9 protein-coding genes and 1 pseudogene are annotated in these 12,851 nt (G+C 72.8%); 3 read left to right on the top strand and 7 right to left on the bottom strand.

Annotation, left to right across the window (positions count from 1 at the left end; translation table 11 throughout):
- Window positions 1-2: 2 nt before the first annotated feature.
- Window positions 3-1,445 (bottom strand): cryptochrome/photolyase family protein, encoded by a 1,443-nt coding sequence (locus GA0070213_RS28520; protein WP_091071543.1) that lies wholly within the window; start codon window positions 1,443-1,445, stop codon window positions 3-5.
- Between the two features lie 26 nt (window positions 1,446-1,471).
- Window positions 1,472-2,017, bottom strand: coding sequence for a winged helix-turn-helix domain-containing protein (locus GA0070213_RS28515; protein ID WP_091071417.1), 546 nt, complete (start codon window positions 2,015-2,017; stop codon window positions 1,472-1,474).
- Between the two features lie 259 nt (window positions 2,018-2,276).
- Between GA0070213_RS28515 and GA0070213_RS28510 the strand changes: the two genes are divergently transcribed.
- A complete protein-coding gene (locus GA0070213_RS28510; RefSeq protein ID WP_091071415.1) occupies window positions 2,277-6,668 on the top strand; it encodes a S8 family serine peptidase in 4,392 nt (1,463 codons plus the stop codon).
- A gap of 605 nt (window positions 6,669-7,273) precedes the next feature.
- On the opposite strand, the gene GA0070213_RS32380 is transcribed toward GA0070213_RS28510, so the two are convergent.
- Both GA0070213_RS32380 and GA0070213_RS28490 read right to left on the bottom strand, forming a co-directional pair.
- The gene (locus GA0070213_RS32380) at window positions 7,274-8,086 is read right to left on the bottom strand and encodes a winged helix-turn-helix domain-containing protein (RefSeq protein WP_245716596.1); all 813 of its coding nucleotides are present in this window, start codon (window positions 8,084-8,086) and stop codon (window positions 7,274-7,276) included.
- An 818-nt stretch (window positions 8,087-8,904) separates the two neighbouring features.
- On the bottom strand, window positions 8,905-9,861 hold the full coding sequence (locus tag GA0070213_RS28490) for a hypothetical protein (protein ID WP_091071413.1): 957 nt from the start codon (window positions 9,859-9,861) through the stop codon (window positions 8,905-8,907).
- Window positions 9,862-9,884: 23 nt separating this feature from the next.
- Between GA0070213_RS28490 and GA0070213_RS32840 the strand changes: the two are divergent.
- A pseudogene (locus tag GA0070213_RS32840) lies at window positions 9,885-10,118 on the top strand (hypothetical protein); the annotation flags it as partial.
- Between the two features lie 30 nt (window positions 10,119-10,148).
- Here the strand turns inward: GA0070213_RS32840 and GA0070213_RS28480 are convergent.
- Entirely contained in the window at window positions 10,149-11,180 is a 1,032-nt protein-coding gene (locus tag GA0070213_RS28480; RefSeq protein ID WP_091071410.1) for a sigma-70 family RNA polymerase sigma factor, read from the bottom strand.
- A 94-nt stretch (window positions 11,181-11,274) separates the two neighbouring features.
- Between GA0070213_RS28480 and GA0070213_RS28475 the strand changes: the two genes are divergently transcribed.
- The gene (locus GA0070213_RS28475) at window positions 11,275-12,093 is read left to right on the top strand and encodes an alpha/beta fold hydrolase (protein WP_091071541.1); all 819 of its coding nucleotides are present in this window, start codon (window positions 11,275-11,277) and stop codon (window positions 12,091-12,093) included.
- A gap of 18 nt (window positions 12,094-12,111) precedes the next feature.
- On the opposite strand, the gene GA0070213_RS28470 is transcribed toward GA0070213_RS28475, so the two are convergent.
- Together GA0070213_RS28470 and GA0070213_RS28465 are read right to left on the bottom strand one after the other, a co-directional pair.
- Entirely contained in the window at window positions 12,112-12,384 is a 273-nt protein-coding gene (locus GA0070213_RS28470; RefSeq protein ID WP_425412873.1) for a DivIVA domain-containing protein, read from the bottom strand.
- Window positions 12,381-12,851 (bottom strand): ferredoxin reductase domain-containing protein (locus GA0070213_RS28465; RefSeq protein WP_483819064.1); only part of this gene is annotated, 471 nt, incomplete at its 5' end. The genes GA0070213_RS28465 and GA0070213_RS28470, both read right to left, overlap by 4 nt.

Genomic DNA, 12,851 nt, shown 5'->3' with positions numbered 1-12,851 from the left:
GCTCAGGGCGCCTCGTCGCCGCGCTTCTCCTCCTGGGCCAGCACCGCGTCGCGGCGCTGCGGGTCGGCGTGCTCGGCCAGTTCGGCCAGTTCGGTGGCGAGCCGTGGGTCGCCGGCGAGGCGCTCCCGGTTGCGGTGCAGGAACGCCTCGAAACCCCCGGTGTACGGGCACGCGTCGTCGCCGAGCGTCTCCTTCGGCACGTAGCGGCAGCCGCCGCAGGGCGCGCCGATCCGGTCCAGGTGCGCGCCGTCGAACGCCCACGGGTGGGTGTCGATGCGGGCCAGGTCGGCGTACTGGCTCATGCCGATGACGGTGGCGTTCATGACCCAGTCGGTGCCGTCGACGAAGCTGCGCCGGAACCAGTCGGCCAGCTCGGCGGGGCGCCAGCCGCGTTGCAGGCCGTAGTTGCCGAGCACGGTCAGCCGGGCGGTCTGGTGCGCCCAGCCGGTGTCGCGCACGCCGGCGAGCACGTCGGCGAGGCAGCGCGCCTCCACCGCGTCCGCGTCGAGCCGGTCGAACCACTCGGGCAGCGGCCGGGTGGCGCCGAGCCAGCCGGTGCCCCGGTAGCGCGGCTCGAAGTACCAGTAGAGCTGCCACAGGAACTCGCGCCAGCCGAACAGGCCGCGCACGAACCGGTGCACCGCCGCCGCCGGCGCGGCGCCGGTGCGGCCGGCGCGCTCGGCGGCCCGGATCGCCGGTTCGGGGTGGAGCAGGCCGAGGTTGAACGAGGACGACAGCACGCTGTGCGCGAGTAGGCCGTCGCCGAGCGCGCCGTCGGTGTCGGCGTACGCCGGGAGCCGGTGGTCGAGGAAGTGGGCGAGCCGGGCCCGCGCCTCGGCGTGCGTGGCCGGGTAGCGGCGCGGGGCGTCCCGGCCGACGAAGCGGATCCCCTCGGCCTGCCAGCGGTCCAGGTCGCGGCGCACCTGCGCGTCGATGTCGTCCTCGACGACCGGCGGCGGTGGCGGCGCCTCGGCCGGCGGGCGGTGGCGGGGCCGGCGACCCGGGGCGGGCAGGTCCCGCAGCACGCCGTGCCGGCCGCGCGCGTACCGGTAGAAGTCGGCCATCCGGAGCTGGCCGCGCCGCCGGTCGGCCCAGGCCGCGAAGTCGGCCCGGTCGGTGACGAAACCGCGCGGCGGCAGCACGGTCAGCCCGTCGACGGTACGGGCGAACGCGAGCGCCGCCCGCGACGACGGGTGCACCACCTCGACCGGCTCGCCGAGGGCGGTGAGCGCCTCGCGGAAGGTGTCGGCGCGGATCAGGCGCGCCCGGTCGCCGAGTTCCGCGGCCCGGTGCCGCAACGCGGACAGGGTCAGGTGCGCCTTCTGCCGGTGCAGCGGCCGGTGGGCGAACAGCGACCGGGTCTCCACCAGCAGGACGCGTTGCGCGTCGTCGTCGAGGAAGTGGGGACCCAGCTGGTCCGCCAGGAGCCAACGCCAGCGTGACATGTCCACCATCTTTCCCTCTCCGGCCGTCAGCCGCCGCGCACGCTGGGGCGGCGGTGGTCGGTCAGCCGCAGCCCGACGCCGCGTACGGCGACGACAGTGACCCCGGTGCCCAGCTCGTGGAGCTTGCGACGCAGCCGCTTGACCAGGGACTGCACGTCGGCGCGGCGCCGGGTCGGCGCGTCGTGCCAGACCGCGTGGTGCAGTTCGGCGTAGCTCCACACCCGTACCGGCTCGGTGGTCAGGCAGGTGAGCAGGTCGCGTTCCAGCCGGGTGAGGACGACCTCCCGGTCGCCCCAGCGGGCGGTGGACCGGGCCGCGTCGATCACCAGCGCGCCGTCGGGTGGCGGCCCGGGGATGTCCGGCGGGGGCCCCCGCCTGACGTCCTCCGCGGGGGCGATCAGCTCGCGTAGCTCGTCCAGGTCGGCCACCAGCAACAGCGGTGCCACGCCGTCCAGCAGCTCGGTGAGCCGCAGCCGCTCGGCCGGGGACGGCGTCACGCCGATCACGAGCGAGAAGGGATGCTCCGCCGGGTCGGTGCCGGCGGAGGTGGTATTCGTGTGGTCGTCTGTCACCGCGCCCCCACCGTGACAATGACTGTCAACCGGGCCCTCGATCGGTAAACCTGTTGGTGACAAGTTGCTCACGTACGGTCATTGATAGCCCTTTGGTGTCGATCATAGTGTCCACACAGGTGACCGGCGTAGACCCGCACGGCGCCTAGGGGGCCTGGGGGGTTCGTTTCAAACCGGTGTGACCAGTCGGGAGCGCGTGCTCCTGGCCCTTCCGTCATGGCTCGATCATCCGCGGGTCATTCTGGAGGAGGCAGCACCGATGCTGAGACGTCCACACGGAAGGGGCCCGGCCCGACGGCTGGTGAGCGCGGGCGCCGCACTGGTCCTCGCCGCGACCGCGCTGGCCGCCACCGGCGCTCCCGCGCAGGCCGGCACCGGCACCGGCGCGGCGGCCGGTGACAAGATCCGCCCCGAGGTCACCCGCCAGCTCCAGGGCAAGAGCGAGGGCGACTTCTGGATCCACTTCGCCGATCGGGCCGACCTGGGCAAGGCCACCGCGGTCAAGGACTGGGACCAGCGGGGCGCCGCGGTCGCCGCGACGTTGAAGAAGACCGCGGCCGACAGCCAGGCGAAGATCCGCGCCGAGCTGGACCGCTCGGGTACGAAATACCAGACGTTCTGGGCCACCAACGCCATCAAGGTCAGTGGCGGTTCGCTGACCATGGCGCAGAACTTCGCCGCCCACGCCGAGGTGGACGGCATCTACGCACCGGTCGACTACAAGCTGCCGGAGACCACCCCCGGCACCAACGAGAAGTCGACGAACGCCCTGGAGTGGGGCATCGCCAACATCAACGCCGACGACGTCTGGTCCCAGTACGGCGTCAAGGGCGCCGGCATCACCGTGGCCAGCATCGACAGCGGGGTGCAGTTCGACCACCCGGCGCTGGTGAACTCCTACCGGGGCAACAACGGCGACGGCACCTTCGACCACAACTACAACTGGTACGACGCGGCCGGCGAGTGCGCCACCGCGCCGTGCGACTCCGACGGGCACGGCACCCACACCATGGGCACCATGGCCGGCTCGGACGGCGCCAACCAGATCGGCGTCGCCCCCGAGGTCAAGTGGATCGCCGCGAACGGGTGCTGCCCGACCGACGCCGCGCTGATCTCCTCCGGGCAGTGGATGCTGGAGCCCACCGACCTGAACGGGCAGAACCCGGACGCCAGCAAACGCCCCAACATCATCAACAACTCGTGGGGCACCACGCAGCCGTCCAACGAGCCGTTCATGGAGGACGTCACCAACGCCTGGACCGCCTCCGGCATCTTCGGGGTCTGGTCCAACGGCAACAACGGCCCGTCCTGCCAGACCAGTGGCTCACCGGGCAGCCTGGCCAGCAACTACTCGGCCGGCGCGTACGACATCAACAACAACATCGCCAGCTTCTCGTCCCGGGGCACCGGGCAGAGCGGCGAGATCAAGCCGAACATCTCGGCGCCCGGTGTGAACGTGCGCTCCAGCGTGCCGAACAACTCGTACGCCAGCATCAGCGGCACCTCGATGGCGGCGCCGCACCTGGCCGGCGCGATCGCGCTGCTCTGGTCGGCGGCGCCCACCCTGGTCGGCGACGTCACGGCGACCCGCGCGCTGCTGAACGACACGGCGGTGGACAAGGCCGACACGCAGTGCGGCGGCACCGCCGACGACAACAACGTCTACGGCGAGGGCCGCCTCGACGCGCTCGCGCTGGTCGCCGCCGCCCCGATCGGCGACAACGGCACCCTCGCCGGCAAGGTCACCGACGCGTCCGGCGCGCCGATCGCCGGCGCGACGGTCGCCCTGACCGGCGCGGCGGACCGGACGCTGACCACCGGCGCCGACGGCACGTACTCCTCGCTGCTGCCCGCCGGCGACTACCAGGTCGTCGTCTCCGCCTTCGGGTACGCGAGCCGCACGCTGACCGCGACCGTCACCAAGAACACCACCACCACGCTCGACGTCACGCTCACCGCGGTGCCGAGCGTCACGGTCAGCGGGCAGGTCACCGACGGCTCCGGCCACGGCTGGCCGCTGTACGCGAAGGTCAGCGTCGAGGGCACGCCGATCTCCGACTACACCACGCCCGCCACCGGCCGCTACAGCCTGAAGGTGCCGGCCGGGGCGACCTACCGGCTCAAGGTCGAGCCACAGTACGCCGGCTACCTGACCGTCACCAAGGAGGTCACGGTCGGCGCCGGCAACCTGACCGCGAACATCGCGGTGCCGGCGAACCCGGAGGCGTGCACCACCGCGCCCGGCTACACCACCAGCTCCGACGGCGTGTACGAGACGTTCGACGGCACCGGCGTGCCGGACGGCTGGTCCGTGGTGGACAACGCCGGCACCGGGCAGGTCTGGGAGTTCGACGACAAGGGCGAGCGCGGGAACCTGACCGGCGGCAGCGGCAACTTCGCCATCATCGACAGCGACAACTACGGCAGCGGCGGCCGGCAGGACACCTCCCTGGTCAGCCCGGTGGTCGACCTGACCGGGGTGAGTGCCCCGGTGATCCGGTTCAACCAGGACTACAACTGGCTGAACAGCGACCGGGCGGACGTCGACCTGAGCCTCGACGGCGGCACCACCTGGAGCAACGTGCTCCGGCAGGCCGCCGACGTGCGCACCAAGGTGACCGAGGTGCCGATCCCGCAGGCGGCGAACCAGTCGCAGGTGCGGGTGCGCTTCCACTACTACGACGCCAGCTGGGAGTGGTGGTGGGAGCTCGACAACGTGCTGATCGGCAGCAAGCTCGTCTGCAAGCCGGTCGACGGCGGCCTGGTGCTCGGCCACGTGCGCGACAAGAACGACAACGGCTACGTCAACGGCGCCACGGTGACCAGCAAGGACCGCCCGGCGGAGAAGGCCACCACGGTCGCCACCCCGGACGACACCGAGTTGCCCGACGGCTTCTACTGGATGTTCTCGTCGCTGACCGGCACGCACCCGTTCACGGCCAGCGCCGGCAACTACGTCAGCCAGACCAAGCAGGTGGACGTCGAGACCGACTGGGCCACCACGGCCACCTTCCAACTGGCCGCCGGCCGGCTGTCGGTGCAGCCGACATCGCTGACCGGCACGGCCCGGATGCCCAGCGGCAAGGTCAGCAGGACGTTCACGGTGACCAACACCGGCGGGGCGCCGGTCGACGTCGAGTTCTCCGAGCGTGACGGCGGGTTCGTGCTGCAACGCGCGGACGGCTCCCAGCTGTCCGAGCAGGCGCTGCTCGGCTCGACCGGCGCGCCGGCGCAGCGGCTGACCGCGGGGACGTCGTTCGCGGCCCGCTCGTCCGGCAAGTCGTCCACCTCGGTGGCGTCGGCCGCGCCGCAGGCGGACCCGTGGACCGCCATCCCCGGCTACCCGGTGAACGTGATGGACAACCGGGTCGTCAACGTCGACGGCAAGGTCTATTCGATCGCCGGCGGCGACGGCACCACGTCCAGCGCGAAGAACTACCGGTACGACCCGGTCGCGCAGACCTGGTCCGCCATCGCCGACCTGCCCGGCGCCCGCAACGCCGTGACGGCCGGCGTCGTCGACGGCAAGATCATCGTCACCGGCGGTTGGGGCGCCTCCGGGCCGGACGCCGCCACCTGGTCGTACGACCCGGGGGCCAACACTTGGACGGCGAAGGCGGCCAACCCGGCGCCACGGGCGGCCGCCGGGCAGGCGGTCGCCGGCGGCAAGCTGTACGCGATCGGCGGCTGCACCACGGCCAACTGCCTGCCCATGTCCAACACCGTGGTCCGGTACGACCCGGGGGCGAACACCTGGGAGACCCTGCCGGCCTACCCGAAGTCGGTGGCGTTCCTGTCCTGCGGCGGGATCGACGGCACCGTCTACTGCACCGGCGGCAACGACGGCACCAACTCGCAGAAGTCGGGTTACGCCTTCGACCCGGGCGCCAACGCCTGGACCGCCATCCCGGACGCGCCGGCCGACAACTGGGCCTCCTCGTACGCGGTGGCGAACGGCAAGCTGCTGGTCGTCGGCGGGTCGCAGGGCGGCGCCATCACCAACGCCGGCTTCGCGTACGACCCGGCGACCAACTCCTGGGCCAACCTGCCCAACGCCAACGCGCCCCGCTACCGGGGCGGCGCGGCCTGCGGGTTCTACAAGGTCGGCGGCTCGTCGGGCGGCTTCACGGCCACCAAGGACAGTGAGGTCCTGCCCGGCTTCGCCGAGTGCGCCGAGGGCTCGGCCGACGTCAGCTGGCTGACCGTCGACAAGTCGAAGGTCACGCTGGCACCGGGTGAGAAGGTCACGGTCACGGTCGGCATGACCGCGAACGTGGACCAGCCGGGCACCTACTCGGCGTCGGTCGTCATCAAGGAGAACACCCCGTACACGGTGGCACCGGTGGCGGTCACCTTGATCGCGCAGCCGCCGACCACCTGGGGCAAGCTCTCCGGGACGGTCACCGGCCGGAGCTGCCAGGGCGGCACCGCTCCGCTGCCGGGCGCGACGGTCCAGGTCGACTCCTGGGCGAACTCCTACACGTTCACCACGGACGCCGACGGCAAGTACGCCTACTGGATGGACCGGCGCAACAACCCGCTCACGTTGATCGTCGCCAAGGACGGCTGGAAGCCCCAGACGCGCCAGACGAAGATCAACTCGTCCACGCCCACCGTGGAGGACTTCACCCTCTCCCCCACCCGCTGCTGACCCAGCGGCCCGACAGGTCCGGCCCGCCCGGTGCACCCCACCGGGCGGGCCGCTCCCCGCCCCCACCCCCCACCCGCCCACCCCGGCCCGGCGCGACCCGGGCCCGGCGCGACCCGGCCCACCCCGGTCCGGCTCGGCGCGGCGCGACCCGGCGCGGCTCGGCCCGGCCCACCCCGGCCCGGCGCGACCCGGCCCGGCTCGGCGCGACCCGGCGCGACCCGGCGCGGCTCGGCCCGGCGCGGCGCGGCTCGGCCCGGCCCGGCTCGGCCCGGCCCGGCTCGGCCCGGCTCGGCCCGGCGATCTTGCACTTTCTGCCCCGACGAAGCGGACATAAGCCATCTTCCACGGGCCCAATCTGCAAGATCGGCGCACCCACACGGGGCGAAATCAATCGATCATGAAGTTAGCCGCCCCCGGCGCCCGATTTGTCGCCCGCTAACTTCATGATCACCTGGGACGAGCCGGCCGACGCCCCCACCCACCCCGATGCGGTGATCAAGGAGTTTGTGTCGCGCGAGGGGCCGGGTGGCGACACGAACTCCTTGATCGCGCGCTGCGGCCGGCGCGAGGGCGAGCGCGAGGGTGAGGGTGAGGGCGAGGGTGGGTCAGGAGGGGGCCAGGCGGAAGCCGACGCCTCGGACGGCGTGGATCGTGGCGGCGGCGTCCAGGCGACCCAGCTTGTGTCGAAGGCGGCGGACCACCGAGTGCATGTCGGAGCGTCGGCCGAGGTGGTCGTTGCCCCAGACCGCGCGGTGCAGCCGGGCGTACGTCCACACCTGACCCGGGGTGCCGGTGAGACAGACCAGCAGGTCGTGCTCCAGCGGGGTCAACCCGACCTCCCGTTCACGCCAGCGCAACACTCGCCGGTCGGAGTCGACGGCCAGCTCCGGTGCGGACGGACCAGACGATCCGGCGGCGACGACGTCAACCAGGCGCCCGCTCCCGGCACGCGCCGGGACCGCGTCGGCATCCACCCGGACCGCGCCGGCGCCCACCGGAACCACGCCAGCACCCACCGGAACAGCGCCGGCGCCCACCGGGACCACACCGGCGCCCACCGGAACCACGCCAGCACCCACCGGGACCACGCCGACATCGACCGGGGCGAAGCCGGCGCCCAACGGAACAGCGCTGGCGTCCACCGGGACCACGTCAGCGTCCACCGGGACCGCGCCGGAAGGCGACCGCTCGGGCTCGGCGCCCGCGAGAACGGGCCCGTCCGTCGTGGTCGTCGGCGCGGCGGTCGGGGTCATGGGTGCCCGGCTGCCCGGCCGGCGGACCAGGTCGAGGAACCGGCGGGCCTGGTGGGCACTGGAGACGATCAGGAATGCCTCGGTGCCGCCGAGCAGCTGGGCGAGCTGCCGGCGCTCGGTGGCCGTTGTCGCGATGCCGATGACCAAGGACGGGACCGTCGTCATCCGTTCCCACCCTTCCGGCAGGCTGACGCAGCGCCCGGCAATTTCCGAGCCAATTTCGGCGCGGCCGGTCGGACCGTCCACCATTGCGGTGCACCTGGCGCGGCGGGCGGTCTGAGGCGTGCTGGAGCTGCTGTTTCGTGAGGCGTCGGGCGGAGCTACCGCGGATCATATAGCCGTGCACCGATGATTGGTATAGCAGTTAACGTCGATGTAACTGCGTTCGGCAAGATGACCGGAGGAAATTGCGCCGACGGCCCGCAGGCAATCGAGGACGGCGGCAGTGACCGAGCCGCAGACCGCTGCGGGCAGCGTGCTCTGGCACTTCACCGTACGTTGGACGACGGCTTCGTGGCCGGCCCGCACCACGAGATGGAGTGGACGACCGGCCGCACGGTGCGCCCGGCTCTGCTCGACGAGTACGTCGCGACGACCGGCGCGGTGCTGGCCGACCGCAGCGCGTGCGACGCCGCCCCGGACCACCACCGCCCGTACGGCGGCGCCTGGCAGGGGCGGGCCTTCGTGCACACCCGGAACCGGAGGATGCCGACGGCGAGAGCGTCGAGGTGTGTTCGTCGAGCATCGGCCGGCAACCGCTCCAGCGGGGCTTGCTCGACGAGATCGACCTGCGCGTCGCGCCGATCCTGCCCGGCGGGGGCGTCCGCCTCTACGACAGCCCCGCCGGCGTCCCGATCCGCCGGGCCCGGGTCGGCGGTGACGGCCCCGCATCCGCTGTCGACGCGCGCTACCGGCCCCGGCTGGCCCGAACACGCACCGACCCGCCGATCCAGGCACCGCCGGTTGTTAACAGGGGCCCCCTCCTATGCAGAATGCGTTAAGCGGGGGCCCCTCCTTACATCGCGGAGCAGCCGCATGGAGCGGATCGCCGAGCGGATCTCCTGGAGGTACTCGACGGTGGCCAGTGGCGCCCGCAGGCGCGCGTCCGGGGCCGCCGCCGGGTCGAGGCCGACGGTTTCCACCGCGCACCCGTACGGGATGCCCAGCGTCCGGATCGCGTCGGCCTGTTGGAACGGCACGAAGTGCTCGGTGGTGACCAGCAGGACGCGCTCCCCCGCCACCGGTGTCGACCGCGATCCGGCCCAGTACGCGCAGGTGTCGGCGGTGTTGGCGCGCCGGGTCGGGTCGGAGGAGGGCGCCGCCAGCACGCTCAGGCGCCGGCCGTCGGGCGTCTCGTAGTCGTGGCGCAGGGACGGGTCGCCGGGCAGCCGGCGCAGGCCGGTGAACGCCGACCGGACCGCGAAGTCCATGGCGGCGAACTCGGTGGGGCAGTCGTCCGCGCCCCGTTCCGCCGCCAGGGCCCGCTCCGGTTCGGAGGTCGGCCGGACGCTGCCCAGGCCGCACACGGTTCCGCCGGTGAGGTGCCGGTCGAGCAGCGTGGCCGCGTACCGGGCCCGGAGCAGGCAGCTGCGGAACAGGCCGCCGTGGATGAGGACGTGGTCGTACCGGTCCCGGCTCGGCGTGTCGCGGTGGCGCAGGCCGAGCGCGCCGGCCGCCGCGCGTACCCGCTCGGTCACGTGGGCCGGGAACTCCCGGCGCAGCGCGGTGGCGCGTTCGCCGCCGCGGCGGAAGTCCCAGTGCCGGGCCGAGATCTCGACCAGCCCGTCGAGCACGTCGCCGGTCGGCCACCTCTCGCCGAAGCACTCCACCAGGTCACGCATCGCGGTAGAGGTCGCCCAGTCGGCGATCTCCGCCGGCAGGGCGTCCGGACCGACCTGCGGGTCCCAGCGCGGCAACCCCACCGGGGCGTACGTCGTCATGGTCCTCGCCTTCCACGAGAGCGATGAGTACGGGGCCGTACGCCGGTCTTATCGGCGTGACCACCCTCGTGCTCCGGCTGGCCGGTCCGACGCCGACCCGCGCGGACATCGCGGTCCGCTGTGCCGAGCTGGCCGGGGCGCTGCGGGGCCGCGACCGGGGGGTGGTGGTCTGCGACGTGTCCGCCGTGACCCGGCCGGACCTGGTCACGGTCGAGACCCTGGCCCGGCTCCGGCTGACCGCCCGGCGGTTCGGGTGGCGGCTGGAGATCCGGGGCGCGACAGTGGACCTAGGCGATCTGGCCGGCCTGCTCGGGCTGGCCGACACCCTCCTCGAGCCGGTCCGGCAGCCCGAAGAGCGGGAACAGGCGGTCGGTGTCGAGGAAGTGGTTGAGCGAGGTGATCCGGCCGCCGGAGAGCCCGATCACGATCAGCGACCAGGGCACGTGCCCTGAGTCGGGGTCGCGCCGGTACTGCCCGAACGCCGGCATGCCGTTGGCGGCGACCGGCACCAGGCGGGAGCCGCGGCAGCCGCTGCCGGTGCCGGTCATCCAGGCCACGATGTCGTCGGGACCGCGCATCCACAGCGGCACCGGCGGCATCGACAGCGTCGCGTCCTCGTGCAGCAGCGCGGTGAGCGCCGTCAGGTCGTATTCCTCGAACGCGCGCACGTAGCGGGCCAGCAGCGCCTGCTGCTCCTCGTCGAGCGGGCGGCGCACCTCGGCGCCGGTGTCGGCGGACGCGATGGTGGCCCGGGCTCGTTGCAGCGCGCTGTTCACGCTCGCCACCGACGTGTCGAGCAGCTCGGCGACCTCCTGGGCCGACCAGGCCAGCACCTCGCGCAGGATGAGCACGGCCCGCTGCTTCGGCGGAAGGTGCTGCAACGCGGCGACGAACGCCAGCCGGACGGATTCCCGCCCGGCGACCACCTCGGCCGGGTCACCGGCCGAGGCCAGCACCCGGTCGTCCGGCACCGGGCCGAGCCAGATCTGTTCCGGGCGCGGCTCACCGGGATGCGTCGCGGTGCCGCTGCCGGCGGGGCCGAGGTCCATCGGGCGGACCCGGCGTTGCGCGCTGGCGGTCATGTTCAGGCAGACGTTCGTCGCGATCCGGTAGAGCCAGGTCCGCAGCGCGGACCGCCCCTCGAAGCGGTCGAAGTTGCGCCAGGCCCGGACGAACGTGTCCTGCACCGCGTCCTCGGCCTCGAACGCCGAGCCCAGCATCCGGTAGCAGTAGCCGGTCAACTCCGGTCGGTATGCCTCGAGTTGCGTCTCCACGGGGACGCTCGCCACCTCGCTCACCTGTTCGAAACTAGACCACATGCTGCGCGAACGCGAGCACCCGGCGCGCACCGATGAGTTCGCCGCGCCCGCCCGGTCCATGGTTCGTCACCACGGAACACCGAAGGAGCACCCGATGACCACCGTTGAGACCAACGCCCCCGGGCAGTACGCCGACGTGAACGGCATCCGCCTCTACGTCGAGACGCACGGCGCCGGACGGCCGATGATCCTGCTGCACGGCGGGCTCGGCTCGGGCGAGATGTTCGCGCCGATCCTGCCTGTCCTGGCCGCCGAGCACCAGGTGATCCTGGTCGACCTCCAGGGGCACGGCCGCACCGCCGACATCGACCGGCCGCTCGACGTCGCGCTGATGGCCGACGACATCGCCGCGCTCATCGACCACCTCGGCCTGGACCGGCCGGACCTGGTCGGTTTCTCCCTCGGCGGCGGGGTGGCGATGCACGTGGCGTTCCGGCACCCGGAGAAGGTGGGCCGGTTGGTCTCCGCGTCGGCCAACATCCGCCGCGACGCCATCTACCCGGAGATGCTGGCGCAGCAGGGCCAGGTCAACGGTGCGGCGGCCGAATTCATGAAGGAGACCCCGATGTACGAGCTGTACCAGCGGGTGGCGCCACGTCCGGAGGACTTCCCCCGGCTGCTCGACAAGATCGGCGAGGCGATGCGGGTGGACTTCGACTTCAGCGAGCAGGTCCGGGGCCTGCGGGTGCCGACGCTGGTGATGGCCGCCGACGCCGACATGGCCCCGCCGAGCCACTACGTCGAGGTGTTCACGCTGCTCGACGGCGGGCTGCGCGACGGCGGTTGGGCCGGCGAGGGTCGCCCGGCGGGTGGGCACGCGCTGGCGATCCTGCCCGGCCTGAGCCACTACGACATCCACGACTCGCCGCTGTTCGCCGCCGTCACGCTCGCCTTCCTCGACCAGGGTCGCTGACCGGGGGCGCCACCCCGACTATGCGGAGCACACGCGTCGCGCGGCTGCGGCCGCCTCCGCCGACTGCCAGTCGCGCAGCGCGGTCTTGATCCGGCGGTTCTCGTCGTGCGCCAGGTGGAGTTGGTGGGATCGTTCGGCGAGTTCGTGGGCGAGGCGGTGCAGGATGGCGTCGACGTCCTCGGTGCGGTAGCCGCGTCGTAGTCGTGACGTCAGTGGCAGGCGGATGGCGTCGATGCGGCCGGGGGTGAGTGGTCCGGTGAGGGCGTGGCGGCTGCGGTAGACGGCCATCACCGCTGTCCGATGGTGGGTAGGTGCTGGTGGTCGGCGGGCACGTCGGCGGTGCTCAGCCACCGTCGGGCGGCGGCGAGCATGGCGGGTGGGCCGCAGGCGTGCACGTGTTGCCCGGGTCGGTGGTGGTAGGTGGCCAGGGCGATGGCGGTGCCTTGCTCGGCGGGTGGGGCTTCGGGGTCGGCGGAGAACGCGGGCACGATGCGCAGCCAGTCGTGGGCCTGTTGGAGTGTGTCCAGCGCGATCGCGTCGTACAGGTCGGTGAAGGTGCGGGTGCCGACGATCAGGGTGACCCGCCGGCCCTCGGGTGCGGCGGCGACCTGCTCGGTCAGGGCGCGCAGCGGTGCCAGGCCGGTGCCGCCGGCGACCAGCAGCAGGTCGCCGGCGTGGGTCAGTTCCAGCCCGGAGTCGTGCGGCGCGCCGAGGTGCAGCAGTTCGCCGGGGCGTACCTCGTGGACCAGGCTGTGGGA

Origin of the sequence: Micromonospora humi, assembly GCF_900090105.1 — a bacterium.
GTDB lineage: Bacteria > Actinomycetota > Actinomycetes > Mycobacteriales > Micromonosporaceae > Micromonospora > Micromonospora humi.
The sequence above is the reverse complement of the archived record's forward strand: the minus strand, read 5'-3'. Positions and strand labels throughout refer to the sequence as shown.

What these genes read in the sequence shown, in the direction of transcription:
- GA0070213_RS28520 (WP_091071543.1), bottom strand. Translation starts at nt 1,445, where the DNA reads ATGTCACGCTGGCGTTGGCTCCTGGCGGACCAGCTGGGTCCCCACTTC.
- GA0070213_RS28510 (WP_091071415.1), top strand. Translation starts at nt 2,277, where the DNA reads ATGCTGAGACGTCCACACGGAAGGGGCCCGGCCCGACGGCTGGTGAGC.
- GA0070213_RS32380 (WP_245716596.1), bottom strand. Translation starts at nt 8,086, where the DNA reads ATGACGACGGTCCCGTCCTTGGTCATCGGCATCGCGACAACGGCCACC.
- GA0070213_RS28490 (WP_091071413.1), bottom strand. Translation starts at nt 9,861, where the DNA reads ATGACGACGTACGCCCCGGTGGGGTTGCCGCGCTGGGACCCGCAGGTC.
- GA0070213_RS28480 (WP_091071410.1), bottom strand. Translation starts at nt 11,180, where the DNA reads ATGTGGTCTAGTTTCGAACAGGTGAGCGAGGTGGCGAGCGTCCCCGTG.
- GA0070213_RS28475 (WP_091071541.1), top strand. Translation starts at nt 11,275, where the DNA reads ATGACCACCGTTGAGACCAACGCCCCCGGGCAGTACGCCGACGTGAAC.